The sequence below is a fragment of the Chelativorans sp. YIM 93263 genome (assembly GCF_028767125.1).
In the GTDB taxonomy this organism is placed as follows: Bacteria; Pseudomonadota; Alphaproteobacteria; order Rhizobiales; family Rhizobiaceae; genus Chelativorans.
On the sequence record NZ_JAKCWP010000004.1, the window covers coordinates 249,257 to 265,803 of the forward strand.

The 16,547-nt window shown below is 62.1% G+C and carries 14 protein-coding genes; 6 read left to right on the plus strand and 8 right to left on the minus strand.

The window, feature by feature from the left end:
• Positions 1 to 23 precede the first annotated feature (23 nt).
• Positions 24 to 671, minus strand: a complete 648-nt coding sequence (locus tag LY631_RS10925; protein ID WP_274425351.1) for a GntR family transcriptional regulator — start codon at positions 669 to 671, stop codon at positions 24 to 26.
• 166 nt (positions 672 to 837) lie between these two features.
• On the opposite strand from LY631_RS10925, the gene LY631_RS10930 reads away from it, so the two are divergent.
• The 5 genes from LY631_RS10930 (at position 838) to rraA (ending at position 5,823) form a co-directional block, all read left to right on the plus strand.
• Positions 838 to 1,899, plus strand: a complete 1,062-nt coding sequence (locus tag LY631_RS10930) for an AbrB family transcriptional regulator (RefSeq protein WP_274425352.1) — start codon at positions 838 to 840, stop codon at positions 1,897 to 1,899.
• A gap of 366 nt (positions 1,900 to 2,265) precedes the next feature.
• Positions 2,266 to 3,177: a LysR family transcriptional regulator gene (locus LY631_RS10935; RefSeq protein ID WP_274425353.1), complete on the plus strand. Its 912-nt coding sequence runs from the start codon at positions 2,266 to 2,268 to the stop codon at positions 3,175 to 3,177.
• A gap of 110 nt (positions 3,178 to 3,287) precedes the next feature.
• Positions 3,288 to 4,343, plus strand: coding sequence for an Ldh family oxidoreductase (locus tag LY631_RS10940; protein ID WP_274425354.1), 1,056 nt, complete (start codon positions 3,288 to 3,290; stop codon positions 4,341 to 4,343).
• A gap of 15 nt (positions 4,344 to 4,358) precedes the next feature.
• Entirely contained in the window at positions 4,359 to 5,333 is a 975-nt protein-coding gene (locus LY631_RS10945; RefSeq protein ID WP_274425356.1) for a D-2-hydroxyacid dehydrogenase family protein, read from the plus strand.
• Between the two features lies 1 nt (position 5,334).
• Positions 5,335 to 5,823, plus strand: coding sequence for a ribonuclease E activity regulator RraA (gene rraA, locus LY631_RS10950; protein ID WP_274425357.1), 489 nt, complete (start codon positions 5,335 to 5,337; stop codon positions 5,821 to 5,823).
• Between the two features lie 86 nt (positions 5,824 to 5,909).
• Here the strand turns inward: rraA and LY631_RS10955 are convergent, their stop codons facing one another.
• From LY631_RS10955 to LY631_RS10970, 4 genes are all read right to left on the minus strand, one after another.
• Positions 5,910 to 6,971: an isocitrate/isopropylmalate dehydrogenase family protein gene (locus LY631_RS10955; protein WP_274425358.1), complete on the minus strand. Its 1,062-nt coding sequence runs from the start codon at positions 6,969 to 6,971 to the stop codon at positions 5,910 to 5,912.
• Entirely contained in the window at positions 6,971 to 8,065 is a 1,095-nt protein-coding gene (locus LY631_RS10960) for a 4-oxalomesaconate tautomerase (RefSeq protein ID WP_274425359.1), read from the minus strand. Before LY631_RS10960 ends, LY631_RS10955 begins: the two co-directional genes overlap by 1 nt.
• Positions 8,066 to 8,073: 8 nt before the next feature.
• Positions 8,074 to 10,032: a tripartite tricarboxylate transporter permease gene (locus LY631_RS10965; protein WP_274425361.1), complete on the minus strand. Its 1,959-nt coding sequence runs from the start codon at positions 10,030 to 10,032 to the stop codon at positions 8,074 to 8,076.
• 107 nt (positions 10,033 to 10,139) lie between these two features.
• A complete protein-coding gene (locus tag LY631_RS10970; RefSeq protein WP_274425362.1) occupies positions 10,140 to 11,243 on the minus strand; it encodes a Bug family tripartite tricarboxylate transporter substrate binding protein in 1,104 nt (367 codons plus the stop codon).
• Between the two features lie 173 nt (positions 11,244 to 11,416).
• On the opposite strand from LY631_RS10970, the gene LY631_RS10975 reads away from it, so the two are divergent.
• Positions 11,417 to 12,310: a LysR family transcriptional regulator gene (locus LY631_RS10975; RefSeq protein WP_274425364.1), complete on the plus strand. Its 894-nt coding sequence runs from the start codon at positions 11,417 to 11,419 to the stop codon at positions 12,308 to 12,310.
• An 11-nt stretch (positions 12,311 to 12,321) separates the two neighbouring features.
• Here the strand turns inward: LY631_RS10975 and tcuB are convergent, their stop codons facing one another.
• From tcuB to LY631_RS10990, 3 genes are all read right to left on the minus strand, one after another.
• Positions 12,322 to 13,413: a tricarballylate utilization 4Fe-4S protein TcuB gene (gene tcuB, locus LY631_RS10980; protein ID WP_274425365.1), complete on the minus strand. Its 1,092-nt coding sequence runs from the start codon at positions 13,411 to 13,413 to the stop codon at positions 12,322 to 12,324.
• Positions 13,400 to 14,812 (minus strand): FAD-dependent tricarballylate dehydrogenase TcuA, encoded by a 1,413-nt coding sequence (tcuA, locus tag LY631_RS10985; RefSeq protein ID WP_274425366.1) that lies wholly within the window; start codon positions 14,810 to 14,812, stop codon positions 13,400 to 13,402. The genes tcuB and tcuA overlap by 14 nt, the downstream gene beginning before the upstream one ends.
• 296 nt (positions 14,813 to 15,108) lie before the next feature.
• A complete protein-coding gene (locus tag LY631_RS10990) occupies positions 15,109 to 16,536 on the minus strand; it encodes a M20 family metallopeptidase (RefSeq protein ID WP_274425367.1) in 1,428 nt (475 codons plus the stop codon).
• Positions 16,537 to 16,547: the final 11 nt, after the last annotated feature.

Below are 16,547 nucleotides of genomic sequence, written 5' to 3' on the forward strand. Positions count from 1 at the left end.
CCTCGTTCTGTGGGTGCGGCGCGTCAGGTCTCTTCTGTCTCGGATATGGCCAGCCGGGTTTGAAGGGCGGCCTGGATGTGCGCCTTGCCCGCGCGCGCCGCCGCTTCAGTGTCTCGGGCCTTGATCGCGTCGATGATCTCGCGATGCTCCTTCTCCGCCGTAGAGGTGCGACCGGGCTGCACGAAGGTGGTACGCGGCAGGAGCGCGATGGTCTCCTGAAGCTCCTCAACGGCCGCCTGCAGGTAACGGTTGCGCGCGGCATCATAAAGCCGAGCGTGAAAGTCGCGATTGCGCGCGGCGGCCTTGTGGGGATCGTCCGCGGCGCCGAGCTCACCGTTGATGCGTTCCAGATTGGCGATCTCGGCTTCCGTGGCATGCTGGGCGGCGAAGCGCGCCACGAGCGCCTCCATCTCCTGGCGCATGGCGTAAAGCTCGAAAATCTGTGACATCGACAGGACGGGCACCGCCAGGCCGCGGCCGGAGGCGGTCTCGAGCAGGCCCTTTTCCTGCAAGCGGCCGAGCGCCTCGCGCACCGGCGTACGGCTCACGCCGATTCGCTGTGCGACCTCCTCCTCGCGGAGCCTGTCTCCCGGCTTATAGACGCCGTCGCGAATGGCGGCGAGAATGGCACGGTAGGCATTCTGGCCCCGTGTGGATGAAGCGGAACGCATTTATATTTTCAGTCCTCCCCCGGGTTGCACCGTCGTTACGGGTTCGCGATTGAAGAAGGGGCGCTTCACCGGACGGCAGTATGCAGATGTGCACAATATCTGCTAGGCCGCAAAGATCAATCGCAAGGCCGGCCTCACCGGCATCTCGAAACGACAACCGGCTATCATGCAGAACCTGCTGTTTCTTTCGCGGACGATCATCATCGGAGCTCTCGGTGGGCTGATCGGATATTTGCTCGGCCTGCCGCTCGGGTGGCTGCTCGGCGCGATGCTCGCGACCGTTCCGCTCGCCGTCGCAGGCTTCGAGATGCGCTCTTCGTGGCGCCTGCGCTCCGTTATGGTGGCGGTGATCGGGGTCATGGTCGGTGGTGCCTTCACGCCGGACATTGTCGCCCAGGCCTCTCGTTGGGTCTACTCGTTGATCGGTATCGCGATTTACGGGGTCGTGATCACCTTCGTGGGTATCGGCTTTTGCCGTTACGTCGCCCGGCAGGGGCGGCTGACGGCCGCCTTTGCCGCCACGCCCGGAGGTCTGAGCGAGATGTTGGTAATCGGCCCGTCTCTGGGTGCGGATGTGCGGTTCTTGAGTCTTGTTCACGGGATGCGGGTCATGATCATTCTGATGACGGTGCCCGCGGTGGTGACGCTCGTCGGGCTCGGTCCGGGTGAGGCTATCGAGGTCGACCGCAGCCTGGATCTGAGCCTTGCGATGCCACTTCAAGACGCGGTCATTCTGCTGGGATGCGTGATCTTTGGGATAATCGGCGGGCGTCTGCTGCGCCTGCCGGCCGCCGACCTCTCCGGCCCGCTTCTCCTGAGCGCGGTCGCGCATCTGGCCGAGTGGACAACCTTTCACCCGCCACAGCTCATCGTCATCGCCGCGCAGGTCGTGATCGGTGTTTCGATCGCCAAGTTCTTCGCCGATATCACCTGGCGGCAATTGTTCGGCGGGCTGGTTCTGGGGGGCGGACTGACGGTCACGACGCTGACGCTGGCTGCCCTGTTCGCCTATGGCTTCGAGCGGTTTCTGGGTATTCCCTTTTCCATGGCCTATCTCGCCCTCGTTCCGGGCGGCCTGCCGGAGATGAGTCTGGTATCCGTGTCTCTGGGCATCGACCCGGCCTTCGTCAGCGTGCATCATCTTTTCCGGATCGTTCTGGTGCTGACGCTCGCGCCCATTCTTATTCCACTCTGGGCGCGCGAGGAGATCACGCCGGTCGAGGAATGAACGCCGCTTCGTCGATGGGTTGCCCGTCGGCGAACCCCCTCCTCTGGAATGAGCGATGGCCGGTCCCCGCGCCTGGGCTTACATCAGTCCCGATGCTTTATCTCGACCAAAAACCAAAGCTTTCGGGACCGAATACAACGTCCATTCTGGCAAGATTGCGCGCGTCTGGCTCCGCCGTGAGCGACTGGATCGACCGCGTACGCTTGTACCAGACCTTCGCGCTATATGCGCAGACGCATCCGCTTCCGCCAAAAGCGCTGCGCCGACTGGGCTTGACGGGCTGAGCCGGGCGGTATCTGACCGGCTCGCACACAGAGCGCCTTTCCGCGTTATAGTGGCATCGAAAGACAAGCGAGTCGCTTTACGATGTCACAATTCGATCCCGTTACGGGACGGCTGGTTCTGGCGCTGGCGCGCGATGGCTCAATCGCCAAGGCCGCCGAGCGCGAACACATAGCGCCCTCCGCCATCAGTCGGCGTATCGCCGATCTGGAGGCGAATGCGGGCGTGGTTCTGTTCGACCGCTCGGCAACCGGCGTATCGCTGACCGCGGCCGGCGCAGCCTATGCGGAGGGTTGCCGGCGCATTTTCCGTGAGATTGCCGATCTCGAAACCAGCATGGCGGAGTTCGCTACGGGCCGCAGTGGTCAATTGCGCATTGCCGCATCGAGCTCCGCCTTGTCCGGGCGTCTCCCGGAGCTCCTGGCGGATTATGCCAAGCAACATCCCAAGGTACAGCTTGATATTCGCGAGGCCGTCGCGCGCGCGGCGCTGGCCACCCTTGAAGACGCGCAGGTCGATCTTGCCATTCTCGCGGACAATTACGACTTCGCCCGCTTCGACATCCTGCCTTTCGAGGATGATCACGTCTGGATCGTCGCCTCGCCTGAACACCCCATCGCAGGGCGCATCGCGGAGCGGGAACCACTGACGTTCGATGATGTGCTTCATTATGAGATCGTCGGAGTTCATCACACCGGCGCGCTCGACCGGCTTTTGCACGATGCGGCGCGGAAAGCCGGCCGCACGCTTGGCGAGCGGGTCAACGTCGAAAGCTTTCCATCGCTTGTGCGCATGGTGGAGGCGGGGTTCGGAATCGGCTTTCTCCGCAACTCCTCCATACACCTGCTGGCGGGAACGGATCTTCTCTATACACAGCTTCAGGAGGATTGGGCGAAGCGGCAGCTGGTGGTCGCCACGCGCAAGACTGCGCCGCAAGCAGCCTCGGTGAAGGCTTTCATCAAGCTTGCCTCGGAGACCTACCGCCCGATCCCGTGAGGAGGTGAATGCTGCTATCCCATACGTGATCTCGTTCAGGAGGCATCGCTTGCAAATCGCCTCCTTCTGTGATGAATACTTTTGCATACAAATTTGGGAGAAGCACGTCGATGACCGAGGTCCTGACCGTCGACCATCGCCGGCTTGAGGAACTCGCTGCATCCATGCTTGCCATGCAAGATGTGCCGGAGGCGGATGCCGAGCGCATTGCCGCGTGTCTGGTGCTCGCCGATTTGCGCGGCTTGCCCTCCCACGGGATTGCTCGGCTGCCGGTCTATGCCGAGCGTCTGCGTAGGGGGCTGGTGAAGCCCCGCCCCAATCTGAATCTGGATGAGCCGACGCCGGTCTGTGCACGGCTCGACGGGGATGATGGCTTCGGCTTCGTCATCGCAACAAGGGCGATGGATGAGGCCATGGAACGGGCGCAGACCTATGGGATCGGCATGATTTCGGCCTTCCGCTCGACCCATTTCGGGATGGCCGCGTGCTATCTGCTGCAGGCCGTGGAGAAGGGTTTTGCAGCTTTCATCTTTACCAATGCTTCGCCCGCCATGCCGGTGTGGGGCGGGCGCGAGCCCTTTCTGGGCACGAGCCCCTTTGCCTTCGCGGCGCCGGGAACGGACAAGGTACCGTCGATCGTCCTCGACATGGCGACCTCGGTGGTCGCGCGAGGAAAGATACGGCGGGCAGCGGCGAAAGGCGAGCCGATCCCGGAAGGCTGGGCGCTCGACAAGGAGGGGAATCCGACGACCGACGCCCGGGCCGCTTATGAAGGCATCGTGCTGCCGCTTGCGGGGCCCAAGGGCTCCGGCCTTTCACTGATGATGGAGGTGATGGGCGGCGTGATGAGCGGTGCGGCTTTTGCAGGACGCGTCGGCAACCAGTACAAGGATTTCGACGCGCCGCAGAATGTCGGTCACACGTTTGTCGCCATCCGGCCGGATGTTTTTGTGGGACAGGATTATGCCGCGCGCATGGAAGAACTCGTCCGGCGGGCAAAATCCTCGACGCCCATTGACGCCGCGCAGCCCGTGCTCATGCCTGGCGAGCCGGAGGCGCTGCGCGAGGCGGAGAACCGCCGGAAAGGAGTGGAGATGCCGGCAGATGTGGCCGAGGCGCTCCGGCAGGAAGCATCCCGCCTCGGCATCCGGATCGACGATTTTTGACGCAGGGAGGTGCGATTGCTGCGCGTTGCGATACTAGACGATTATCAGAATGTTGCCCGGTCGCTGGCGAACTGGTCTCAATTGGGGCCGGACTACGAAGTGACCGTCTTCACGGAGAATCTTTCCACGGAAGACGCAGCAGCCGAGGCGCTTGCGGAATTCGACGTGCTCTGTCTGATGCGCGAGCGCATGCCGCTTTCCGCCAGTCTGATCGCGCGCCTGCCCAAGCTGAAGCTCGTCAATGTCACCGGCGCGCGGGTGCGCGTGATCGATTTCGATGCCGCGACGGCGCGCGGCATTACAGTCTGCCACACCTTCGCCGGCGAGTCGCGCCATGCCACGCCGGAACTGGCCTGGGGGCTGATTATCGCCTGTGCACGCCATATCCCGGACGAGCACAGGCATGTACGGGAAGGCCAGTGGCAGCAGACCATCGGCACCACGCTGGGCGGGAAGACGCTTGGGCTCGTCGGCCTGGGAAAGCTCGGCAGCCGGATGGCGGCCATTGGCCAGGCGTTCGAGATGAATGTGATCGCCTGGAGCCAGAACCTCACCGACGAGCGCGCGGCGGAGGCGGGCGTGCGCCGCGTCGATAAGGAGACGCTCTTTTCGAGCGCGGACGTCGTTTCGCTGCATCTGGTTCTCTCCGAGCGCTCGCGCCACACGGTGAGCGCACGTGAGCTAGGCTTGATGAAGCCCGGCGCCATTCTGGTGAACACTTCGCGTGGGCCGCTCATCGACGAAGAGGCGCTTGTGAAAGCGCTTGAGGAGCGGCGTATCCGTGCGGGGCTCGACGTCTTCGACACCGAGCCGCTTTCGGCTGACCACCCGCTGCGCTCGGCGCCGAACACGGTGCTCTCGCCGCATCTGGGCTATGTCACTGAAGGCGCGTACGAGCGCTTTTACAAGGATACTGTCGAAAACATTCTGGCCTGGCAGGCGGGGGAACCCGTGCGCGTGTTGGCTGCGCCGAAATCACAGGAGGGATAGAATGGCCGTACTCAAGACCGCTGATCTGATCGACGATCACGACGAGAAACTGCGCTTTTGCAATCACCCGCTAGTCCTGTTCGGTGGGTCAGGCGGCTTCCATGGTCCGGTCGTGACGGTAAAGTGTTTCGAGGACAATGCGCTCTTGCGCAGCGTTCTGGAGGAACCCGGCGAGGGACGGGCGCTGGTAGTCGATGGCGGCGGTTCCACGCGCTGCGCGGTGGTGGGCGACAAAATCGCCAAGCTCGCGCAGGATAATGGCTGGGCTGGCGTGGTCATCAACGGCGCGATCCGCGACAGCGAAGAGATCGACGAGATGGATTTCGCTATTTTCGCGCTTGCGACTTCGCCGAAAAAGAGCGCCAAGCAGAAGACCGGCGCGCGCGATGTTCCGGTCACTTTCGGGGACCTCACCTTCGAGCCCGGCCACTACCTTTATGCCGACGCGGACGGCATTCTGGTCGCCGATGGGCCGGTGCACGGGGGATAGGTTGTAGCGGGCGTTTGCGGAAAAGCCCTTTGTCGTCGCCACCCCGAACGCTCCCTCCGGTCGAACGGTTGAGGAGAGTGCGACGATTACCCCGCCAGCGCTTCCACGACCTTTTGCGCAAATGCGCGGGTGCCAAGCCGGCCGCCCAGGTCGGCGGTGCGCGTTTGCGCGTTTGAAAGCGCCTTGTCCACTGCAGCCTCGATCTCGGATGCGGCGGCGGTGAACTTATCCTTTCCGGTGCGCTCGCCGTACCAGCTAAGAAGCATCGCAGCGGAAAGGATCATCGAAGACGGGTTTGCCCTGTCCTGCCCGGCGATGTCCGGCGCTGAACCATGTTGGGCCTGCGCGGCGGCATGATCGTCTCCCGCGTTAAGAGAGCCGGCGAGGCCGAGGCTTCCTGAAAGCTCTGAGGCAAGATCGGATAGAGTATCGCCATAGAAATTCGTCGTGCAGATGACGTCGTAGCGGGACGCATCGCGCACGAGCAGTGCGGCCATGGCGTCGATCAGAACATCCTCAATCTCTACGTCCGGGAACTCTTTGGCCACCTCCCGCACCATCTTCAGAAAGAGGCCGTCGGTCATTTGAAAGGCATTCGCCTTGTGCACGGCAGTCACCTTCCTGCGCCGCTTGCGCGCCAGCTCGAAGGAGCGGCGGGCGATCCGCTCACAGGCCGCCGCCGTTATCTTGCGCATGGAAAGTGCGACACCCTCGACCGGCATGAATTCGCCGGGCCCCTCCGCCATGTTCCGGTCCGGATACATGCCCTCGGTGTTCTCGCGCATGATGACAAGATCCATGTCCGTGCCGCGATGCGGCAGGTCGGGCCGTGTTCGGGCAGGGCGGATATTGGCATAAAGGTCAAGTCTGGTGCGGAACGCGGCGGAAAAATTGATGCCGCCTTCCTCGGGCGGTGGATATTCGAGATTGGACATGGGACCGAGGAGGACGCCGTCCATCTGACGAGCGAGCGGCAGGATGTCATCCGGAAGGCTCGTGCCATGCTTCTTTAAGCTCGCAAGGCCCACCTCCCGATGGGTGTACTCGAGGCCGAGGGCGAAGCGGTGGTCGGCCGCTTTCAGAACGGCGAGACTTGCCTCCATGATTTCCGGCCCGATCCCGTCTCCGGGCAAAACAAGAACTTTCATTATTTCACCTCGAACAGCGAGGAGGGGACATACACTTCGCCGGCCATGAGCTTGCGCGCAGTGCGGATGACGCCGCCGCTGTGGATATGCATCGTCTTTCCCGAACCCGTAGTTTTCAGGGTCACCTCGAGTTTGCCTACCGGATGCTCGACGAGCAGAAGCCGGTCATCGCCCGGCGGGCGAATGGCCAGTTCGTCGGCGACCGATCCTTCCAGCATGGCGCAACTCGCCACGCCGATGCCGCCGGTCACGGCAAGCGCGGTATGGGCCTTGTGCGGCACGAAATAGCGTGCGGCGATATGGCCTTGTTCCCGCGGGGCGGCAAGGATGGCCACCTTCGGCACGACCTTGCCAGTGACGTCCCCCAGACCCATCCGCTCGCCGGCGATTTTGCGCATTCTTTCGATCTGGGCAAAGAACTCCCTGTCGGCATCGAGCTCAGCCGCGCTTTCATAACCGGTCTTTCCGATATCGCTAGCGCGCAGGATCATCATGGGTACTGCCACGTCGATCAGCGTCACCGGAACATTCTCGATGTGTTCGACAGTCTCGCCCGTGGGCAGCAGCTTGTCCGTTTTCGAGCCAACGATGTCCATAAAGTTGAGCCGGATGGGCGCCGCCGTGCCGGGGACGCCGTCGATGGCCGCGTCTCCCTGGTAGATCACCTCATCTTCCGTGGTCTGGACCACCGCCTCGATGCGGCTTTGCGTGTTGATGTTGTAGATGACGACAGATGTGGCGCCATCCTTGCGCGCCACCATGCCGGTCTCCAGCGCGAAGGGGCCTACGCCTGACAGAATGTTGCCGCAGGATGGCGCCGTGTCGACCACGGCCTTGTCGACCGAGATCTGCGCGAAAAGGAAGTCGACATCCACGCCCTCGCGCTTCGACGGCGCAACCATCGCGACTTTAGAGGTCAGCGTGTCGGCGCCGCCAAGGCCGTCGATCTGGCGGGCGTCGGGCGAGCCCATGGCCGCGAGCAGGATTCGGTCCCGCAGGGCCGGATCTTCCGGCAGATCCGTCATGCGGAAATAGGGCCCCTTGGACGTCCCGCCGCGCATCAGGATGCACGGGATGGCAGTCTGACTGTGCATTTCGTCTCCTATCGGAAAGGCCAGGGCAGGTTGAAGAACTCCTGCAGGAGGCCGGCTGGCATGACCAGGTTCAGGGCGTTTGCCAGCGTCATCATGAAGACCGCCGCGATGGCGGTAAGAATGAGTGTCCGTATCCAGCTTGCCTGCGCCACGAACCGCAGAAACAAGACGAAGAAGACGAGAAGGCCGGCAAAGTAGCCGACGAGCGCGACGAGGCCGATAAAGCCGACGAGCCACGCGATAACGGTCCAGGCTCCGCCCCGGATGTCCTTTTCCCGCGCTGTGGCCTCAGTGTCGAAGTTCGCGGTCGAATCCAGCTTGCCCAGGGCGAGCGGTACCATAGCTACAAGAGTGGTCAGAATGCCGATGATGCCCACCGAGGTCGGGAACACGCCGCCAAGCATGGTGAGGCCAAGGCTCTCTGTAAGGGTGAACGCGAACACGGCGATCATCAGCCCGCCGAAGAGAAGCTGCGGCCAGATATGGGAGGCCTGTGCGAGATCGGAGGCGCCCTCGGTCGCGACACCGCCCGAACTGCCGTCCGCTTTCTTCCGCGCGCCCAGCCAGACTGAGATGAGCGTCAGCGCGAGGATGGCGAGCACGATCGGCCGGTTGAGAAAGGCCCAGCCGGAGAACTGAACGGCCTGGTAGAGGTAGCGCTCGGCCTGTGTCGCCAGCACGAAGCCTATGAGAAACGCCGGGCGCGGCCAGCCGAAACGCTTCATGTAAATGCCGATGAGGCCAACGACCAGCAGCGCAATGAGATCGTAGAGGGATCGTGTCGCCTGGAACGCGGCAAAGGAGATCACCATGATCATGAACGGCGCGACGAGCGCGTAGCGGATGACCGTGAGCCGCGCAATTCCGGGGGCGGCCACGATACAAAGAACCGTGCCGAGGACGTTGGCCAGGGCAAGCGACCAGATGATCGTATAGGTCAGATCGAGATTGCGGCCGGCCATCGCGGGGCCGGGTTGAACGCCGAGCAGAATAAGCCCGGCGAGAAAGACAGCCATCGAACCCGAGCCGGGTATGCCGAAGAGCAGCGTGGGAACAAGACCGCCGCCTTCCTTGGCGTTGTTCGCGGATTCAGGCGCGATGACGCCACGAATGTCGCCCTTGCCGAATTGCGAGCGATCCTTCGATGTCTGCACGACGTGGCCGTATGCGATCCAGTCGACGACCGAGCCGCCAAGGCCGGGAATTGCCCCGATGGCGGCACCGAGGGTCGAGCAGCGTACGGCCAGCCACTTGTAGGTCCAGGTGTCCTTAAGGCCGTCGATCCAGCCTTTGCCCAGCTTCGACGTCCCGGCAACGCTTGATTGCCCGCGCAGAAGATCAACGATTTCAGGGACGGCGAAAAGGCCAAGCGCGATGATGACCAGCGGCAGACCGTCCATGAGATAGAGAGTACCGAACTCCATCCGGTATTCGCCGGTTGCCGGTGCGGCTCCGATCATGCCGAAGACGAGGCCAAGCGCTGCCGTTGCGAGACCCTTGGTCAGGTTGCCGCCCGACAGGACGCCGACGATCGAAAGCCCGAACACGGTGAGCGCAAACAGCTCCGGTGAGCTGAAGCTCAGGATCAGCGGACGGGCGATGATCACAAAGCCGGTCAGGATGACAGCGCCGAGCAGCCCGCCGAGAAGCGAGGCGGAAAAGGCGGCGGAAAGCGCTCGCGCCGCCTGTCCTTTCTTGGAAAGGGGGAAACCGTCGAGAACCGTCGCCTGGGAGGCCGTAGACCCGGGAATGCCCATGAGGACTGAGGCGAAAGTGTCTGACGTGGGAATAACCGCGACCAGCCCGATCAGCATGGCCAGTGCCGAGGTGGTGTCCATGCCGTAGATGAAGGGGAGCAGCAGTGAAAGCCCCACTATCCCGCCCAGCCCCGGCAGAATGCCGACGGCCAGCCCAAGCACCACGCCAAGGGCCATAAACCCCATATGCCCTAGCGTTAATAGATTCATAAAGGCTTCGAACAGGGCGTCGAGCATAACGGTTTACCTGTTTTCCGGGATAGCCGAGCGGTGGCAGCCGGACGCCGCGGCGCGTGCCAGGGCGTCCGGCAGACGCACTATTCGAGCGTCACGTTGTAGTTTTCGCTGAGGTAATTACGCACCCAGTCGCGCGCTTCGGGATCGATCGAGGTGGCCACCCGGTAGAGCCCCTCGACGTCGTCGCCCACAGCCTGCGTGTATTCGCCAAGCACGTCGCCCTTGGCTTCCTGCATCTCCGGGTCGGCAACTGCATCGACGAAGGCCTGGCGATAGGTGTCGATGATCTCCTGCGGCGTGCCTTCCGGCAGCATCGCCGGCTTCTGCGCGGCAAACCCCGAGCCGAAGAACGACTTATAAGCGTCGAACGCAACGCCGGAGGGCTCTTCCCCGTGCATCATCTCGTAGGCTTCCACGAAATGCGGCAGGTCGGGGAAGGTAGGATCGCGCTGGATGTTGCCCTCACCATCGAGCGAGCCCCAGGAGAACAGCGGCACCGCATCACCGGCTTCAACGAGCGGCGTGACGTTCGTCAGATAGGCCGACGAGGTCTGGTAGTCGATCGTGGCTTCGCCGCGCTCGAAGGCGAGGCGGCCGTCGCCGCGGCCGGTCATCCCGAAGACATAGCGGACGTTGAGGCCCATTACATGGAAGGCGAGCATCGGCACGAGATCGAGGGACGTGGCGCCCTGGCTGGCATAGACTAGCTCTTCCTCGGAAAGCTGCCCCAGCTCGGAGGCATCGCTCACGCCGAAGGATGCTGGGATGTAGACCACGCCGCCGGTCGGCGTGACGAGCACCGGGTTGAGATTTGCATAGTTGTAGCGGACGCGGCTGTCGCCCAGAAGGAACGGGAACTGGGTCGAACCGGAGGTACCGAGCAGCGCGAGGCCGTCTGGCTGCGCTCTCGCCACGAACTCGTTGGTGCCGGTGATCGATCCGCCGCCGGGAACGTTACGCACCACGACATTCGGCTGGCCGGGCAGATGCTTTGACAGGAAGGGTGCATAAAAACGCGCCCACACATCCGATCCGCCTCCCTCGGAAAATGGAATCCACCATTCGATCGTCTCGCCGGAAAAGTCTACGCCGTTTTGCGCGCGCGCGCCGGCAAGCCCCATGGTCGAAAACGCGGCAGCCGAAGCACCGGCTGCGAGAAACTGACGGCGGTTGAACTTTAACATAGCTGTGATCCTCCCTGGTCTCTAGTCTCTTGAATGTATACAAACGTGCACACTGAGCGCAGGTACAAGCCGGTGGCCGCCACCCTTGTCTGGCAGACGACCACGCGGTCAACTCTATCTTTGCCTGCCATATTTAATATGTAAAATGATGAATCGGAGGATATTGATGCAAAATGGACATCAATTGCGATATCATTGATTTGCGAGCCTTCATCGCGGTCATGGAATTGGGACATTTCCGAAGGGCGGCGGATAGCCTCGCGCTCTCACAGCCTGCGTTGTCCCGGCGTATTCAGAAGCTCGAGGAGACGATAGGCGCGAAGCTTTTTGCGCGCACTACCCGCCACGTGGAGCCCACCGCTGTCGGGCGGGAGTTGCTCCCCCTGGTGCGGCGATTGATCGATGAGTTTGATCAATCGCTGTTTTCGTTCCGAGATATCGGGCAGAGACGTGCCGGGCTGATCACCATGGCCTGTCTGCCGACTGCGGCCTTCTACTTTCTTCCCGCCGTGATCAAGCGCTTCAAGCTTGAATACCCGAACATCCGCTTCCGGATCATGGATCTGAGCGCCAATGACGGACTAAGCGCTGTTTCGCGTGGCGAGGTAGAGTTCGGCATTAATCTCATCGGTGCTTCGAGTGTCAATCTGGACTTCACACCGTTGCGGGAGGACCCTTTCGTGCTCGCCGCTCATAGAGATCATCCGCTGGCCAGGCTGGAAAAGGTCCGCTGGAACGATCTGGAAAACCACTCGCTGATCACTGTCGGGCGCACGAGCGGCAACCGCACGCTGCTCGATACGGCTCTCGCAAGCGCCGGAATGCACATGCATTGGACCTACGAGACGACGCATCTTTCGACCTCCCTGGGACTAGTGGAGGCGGGCGTCGGCGTTTCCGTTCTGCCGCGCATGGCAACGCCGCTCGAAGATCATCCGATTATTGTCGTGCGGCCGATTACGGCTCCGCAGGTGTCGCGGACGATCGGGATTGTTCGCCGGCGAGGCAGCACCCTTTCGCCGAGTGCGCAGCGCTTCGTCGATATGCTGATCGGCGAGTGGCAGTAGCGCTCGGACGCCTAAATCCCGAAACGCCGCTCCATGGCGTAGTGTACGAGTGCACCGAACCGGTAGAGCCCGTGCACGAACTTACTGTAGGGCAGCGTGAGGAAAAGCGCGAAGACGAAGCCGAGATGCAGTGCCAGGAGAAGGCCCATGGCCGGCGTGACCCGCAGCAGCATCAGGAGAAGTCCGGACACGCCCGTCAGGAACAGCATTACGGTAAACGCCGTATCCATTCCCAACCGTGATGTATCGACCAGATCCGGGTCGCGTGCGAACTTTGCTTTCAAGAGGCCAATGGGACCGATGGCAAGGCCGATACCACCCGCTGTGCCCAGGAGCTTAGGCAACTGGTACCACGCGTAAGGTGCCGGCATATCCATGAAATAATGTAGGAGCGTTCCCGACGTCGTCGCCGCGAAGCACAGGAGAAAGCCGTAGAACGTCAGGTGGTGATAGATGCGGCGGTTGTCCGTCGGCCGTTCGTTTTCATTGTAGCAGCCCACCCCGCCGCCATCGAGATAGCGCAGCGACCCCGCATCCTTCATCGCCTGCCAGAGCGACGGAGCGTCATTGGCGCTCCGGCCTGACGCGCCAATATCTTTCCAGAAGGCGCGATAGCCCATGGTGAGCGCGAATAAGGCGAAAAGCGCGGCGGCACCGAAGATCGTCACCATGGTGGTATGCGGCATCACCCGGTAGAAATTGCCCGTTTCGGCGAAGAGCACACCCGGCTCGTGCCAGAGCGCGAAGCCGAGGATGAACGCGGCAATGCTGAGCGCAGTGACCAGTGCGATGGCCAGTCCGTTGCGGTCGAACATGGGCTGGAGAAAGGCCGGCCAGGCGTAACTGCGGTAAGAGTCGTTGCGCACCTGGGCCAGGACTTTCGGGACGTTGACGTCGAATTCATGCGGCGGAGCGAACTGGCAGTCCACATAGCACGCGCCGCAGCCGTGGCAGAGATTGGCCAGATAGTTGAGATCGCCGGATGAAAAGGCCCGCCGCATCTCCATCGCGGGGAAGACGGCGCACAATCCCTCGCAATAACGGCAGGAATTGCAAATGGTCATCAGCCTTTCGGCTTCGGTAATATGGCTAGTGGCCTGCATGTCTGGCTGCCTCTTCTCCCGCGATACGTCCGAACACGCTGCCGATCGTCATGCCCACGCCGGCGGCATAGCCCTGGCCGAGCACGTTTCCGGCCATGATCTCGCCGGCGGCGAAGAGATTTTCCGCACCACCCCCCTTGGCCATCTGCATGCGAGAATGGCGGTCGATCCGCGTCCCAAGATAGGTGAAGGTGATCCCCGGGCGAACGGGGTATGCGTAGAATGGCGGCGCCTCGATCCGCCGCGCCCAGTGCGACTTGGGCGGGGTCAGCCCTTCCGTGTGGCAATCGTCAAAGACCGTGTGATCGAATGTGCCCTCGTGCACCGAGGCGTTGAAGCCGTTGACCGTGTCGCTGAGCGCCTCCGGTGAAAGCTCCAGCTTCTGAGCCAGTTCGCCGATGCTCTCGGCCTGTATGGGTGGGTAAAGGGAGGGCATGAACATCTCAATCGACCGCGCATCGAAAATGATGTAGGCGATCTGGTCGGGCTGTGCGGCCACGAGCCGCCCCCATATCGCATAGCGCTTCGGCCAGAAATCCTCACCCTCGTCATAGAAGCGCTCGGCGTTCTTGTTGACGACAATACCGAAGACTACGCAGTCAAGGCGCGTGATGATGCCGCCGTCGAATTTGGGCGCGCGCGCGTCGATGGCAACGGCGTGGCACTGCGTCGGATCACCCACCGGCTGGACGCCCTTGTCCAGCAGAAGCCTGAGAATGTCGCCACGATTGTAGGGCGTGCCGCGGATGAGGAAATTGTCGGCTGGTTCGCCCCAGTATTCCTTCAGCCAGTCGATATTCGCCTCGAAGCCGCCTGCCGCGACCACGTAGGATTTTGCCTCGACGACCACCTCCTGATCGAAAATACGCGCCGTCGCCGACCGGCAGTGCCCTCCGACGAGATCGAAATCGGTCACCGGCGCCTCGTAGTGGATTTCCACGCCAAGTTTCTCGGCGGTCAGATAAAGCGCGTTGAGCATGGCGCGCCCGCCGCCGAGAAAAAAGGAGTTCGTGCGACCAAGACTGAGCGTGCCGCCAAGCGAGGGCTGGAAGCGCACGCCCTGGCGCGTGATCCAGCCGAGCATCGCTTTTGACTCCGCGATCATGTGTTTGGCGAGCGCCTCGTCGGTGTGGCCCTGGGTGACACGGGAAAGGTCTTCCCAGAACTCGTCTTCCGTATAGGGCCCCGTCAGGAAATCCGTCGCTTCGTCGTGGGCGCAGCGCATGTTGCGGGTGTGGCGCGTGTTGCCACCCCGATAGAACTTCGGCGCCTTCTCCAGCACCATGACGCTCGCGCCTTCCCACCGCGCTGCAATCGCTGCGCACAGCGCCGCATTGCCGCCGCCGACGACAAGCACATCCACTTCCTTGCGCTCACGCGCCTGATCACCTTCGCGCATTGTCTCACATGGTCTTTTGATTGTGACAGCGTTCTACATACATTTGTATACAAAGTGATGCAATGCGCGAACGGGAGATTTTCTCTATGAGGGAGGCAATCGCGACCGAACGCAAACACCTGTGCTTCGCTCCGCCCAAGCATCAAGAGGTCGCGAGGAGCTTCGGCTGATCACCGACATTCGAGATCAGCGCAGACTTCCCCATGTTCGTCACATTGAGGCTTGCCGTTGGTATTCGAGCCGGAGCGGTCCCCAAGCGCAACAACGCTTGGGGACACCCGATGTTTTCTTGCCCGCTAAAGCGTCTCCGGCCGCTTCTGGATCGGTGCAGAGACATCCGCGGGAATAGGGCACTCGTGGGGGGTCTGCTCGGTGCGCTTGCGGAGATCCTCCTTGGCGCTCTCGAGAAGCTGCCGATCCTGCAGCAGGTCGACGGCGGTCCCGGCCATGACTTTCGCCGCATAGACAAGACCCTTATGCGCCGGACCGGCTTTGCCCTGAGCAGTGATCTGCCATGAGTGGCCTGGCGTGCCGATGGCATGGGTCGCTACCCGTGCCTGCACAGTGGGCGTTACCCAACTTACATCCCCGACATCCGTAGAGCCGAGCATGGCTTCGCCTTCGGTCTCCAGCGGCACGATGAAATCGCATAGCGGGAGGTTCTCGCGAACCGGCACGCCGACGCGGCGGTAATCATTAGAGATGTCCTCCGCGCTCAGAGTATCCTGAATCTCCTTTGCAAAGGCGCGGTCTAATTCGTTGAATTCAACCGGCCCGAGACGGTGCATGTTCGCATACATTGCCTCCTCGAGCGGCGTGTTTCCGAGGAGGTTGGAAACTGCGCTGATCACTTTAATGTCGAGACTGGTTTCCGTCATCATCGCCGCGCCTTGCGCGACTTTGATAACCCGCTCATTCAGCGCCTTCATGCCGACAATGTCGCGTGAGCGGATTGCGTAACGCACCTTCGCCTTTGCCTGCACCACGTTCGGAGCGATTCCGCCACTGTCTAGCATCGCATAATGGATGCGCGAGTCGGCCGGCACATGCTCGCGCAGATAATTGACGCCGACATTCATCAGTTCGACCGCATCGAGCGCGCTGCGGCCGAGATGCGGTGCAGCCGCCGCATGGGAAGCACGTCCGGTGAAGGTGAAGTCGATCCGCGTGTTGGCGAGGCTCTTCGCATCATCGACGCGCGTGATGGATGCGGGATGCCAGGTAATCGCGGCATCGACATCTTCAAACAGACCCTCGCGCACCATGAACGCCTTGGCGGCACCGCCTTCTTCCGCCGGGCAACCATAATAGCGCACCGTACCGGGCAATCCATTCTCGGCCAGGTAGTTCTTGAAGGCTGTTGCCGCCAGAAGCGCGGCCGAACCCAGCATATTGTGACCGCAGCCATGGCCATAGCCATTACCGGGCAGGGGACAGGGTTCGGCAATTCCGGCCTTCTGACTTAGTCCGGGTAGCGCGTCGTACTCTCCGAGGAACGCGATGATTGGTCCGCCCTGTCCGGCCTCGCCGACCAAAGCTGTCGGAATTCCCGCCGCCTCGTCAGTGATCTTGAAGCCTTCGACATCCAGCATTTTTCGATGTTCGGCGGCGGAACGAAACTCTGTATAAGCGATCTCCGGCATTTCCCACACCCGGTCGCTCAGTGCCTCGTAGGCTTCGCGCCGCTCGTCCACCAGGTCCCAAATACGCGCGGTGTTTTGCATGTCTGCCTCTC

What these genes read in the sequence shown, in the direction of transcription:
- LY631_RS10925 (WP_274425351.1), bottom strand. Translation starts at nt 671, where the DNA reads ATGCGTTCCGCTTCATCCACACGGGGCCAGAATGCCTACCGTGCCATT.
- LY631_RS10930 (WP_274425352.1), top strand. Translation starts at nt 838, where the DNA reads ATGCAGAACCTGCTGTTTCTTTCGCGGACGATCATCATCGGAGCTCTC.
- LY631_RS10935 (WP_274425353.1), top strand. Translation starts at nt 2,266, where the DNA reads ATGTCACAATTCGATCCCGTTACGGGACGGCTGGTTCTGGCGCTGGCG.
- LY631_RS10940 (WP_274425354.1), top strand. Translation starts at nt 3,288, where the DNA reads ATGACCGAGGTCCTGACCGTCGACCATCGCCGGCTTGAGGAACTCGCT.
- rraA (WP_274425357.1), top strand. Translation starts at nt 5,335, where the DNA reads ATGGCCGTACTCAAGACCGCTGATCTGATCGACGATCACGACGAGAAA.
- LY631_RS10955 (WP_274425358.1), bottom strand. Translation starts at nt 6,971, where the DNA reads ATGAAAGTTCTTGTTTTGCCCGGAGACGGGATCGGGCCGGAAATCATG.
- LY631_RS10960 (WP_274425359.1), bottom strand. Translation starts at nt 8,065, where the DNA reads ATGCACAGTCAGACTGCCATCCCGTGCATCCTGATGCGCGGCGGGACG.
- LY631_RS10965 (WP_274425361.1), bottom strand. Translation starts at nt 10,032, where the DNA reads ATGAATCTATTAACGCTAGGGCATATGGGGTTTATGGCCCTTGGCGTG.
- LY631_RS10970 (WP_274425362.1), bottom strand. Translation starts at nt 11,243, where the DNA reads ATGTTAAAGTTCAACCGCCGTCAGTTTCTCGCAGCCGGTGCTTCGGCT.
- LY631_RS10975 (WP_274425364.1), top strand. Translation starts at nt 11,417, where the DNA reads ATGGACATCAATTGCGATATCATTGATTTGCGAGCCTTCATCGCGGTC.
- tcuB (WP_274425365.1), bottom strand. Translation starts at nt 13,413, where the DNA reads ATGCAGGCCACTAGCCATATTACCGAAGCCGAAAGGCTGATGACCATT.
- tcuA (WP_274425366.1), bottom strand. Translation starts at nt 14,812, where the DNA reads ATGCGCGAAGGTGATCAGGCGCGTGAGCGCAAGGAAGTGGATGTGCTT.
- LY631_RS10990 (WP_274425367.1), bottom strand. Translation starts at nt 16,536, where the DNA reads ATGCAAAACACCGCGCGTATTTGGGACCTGGTGGACGAGCGGCGCGAA.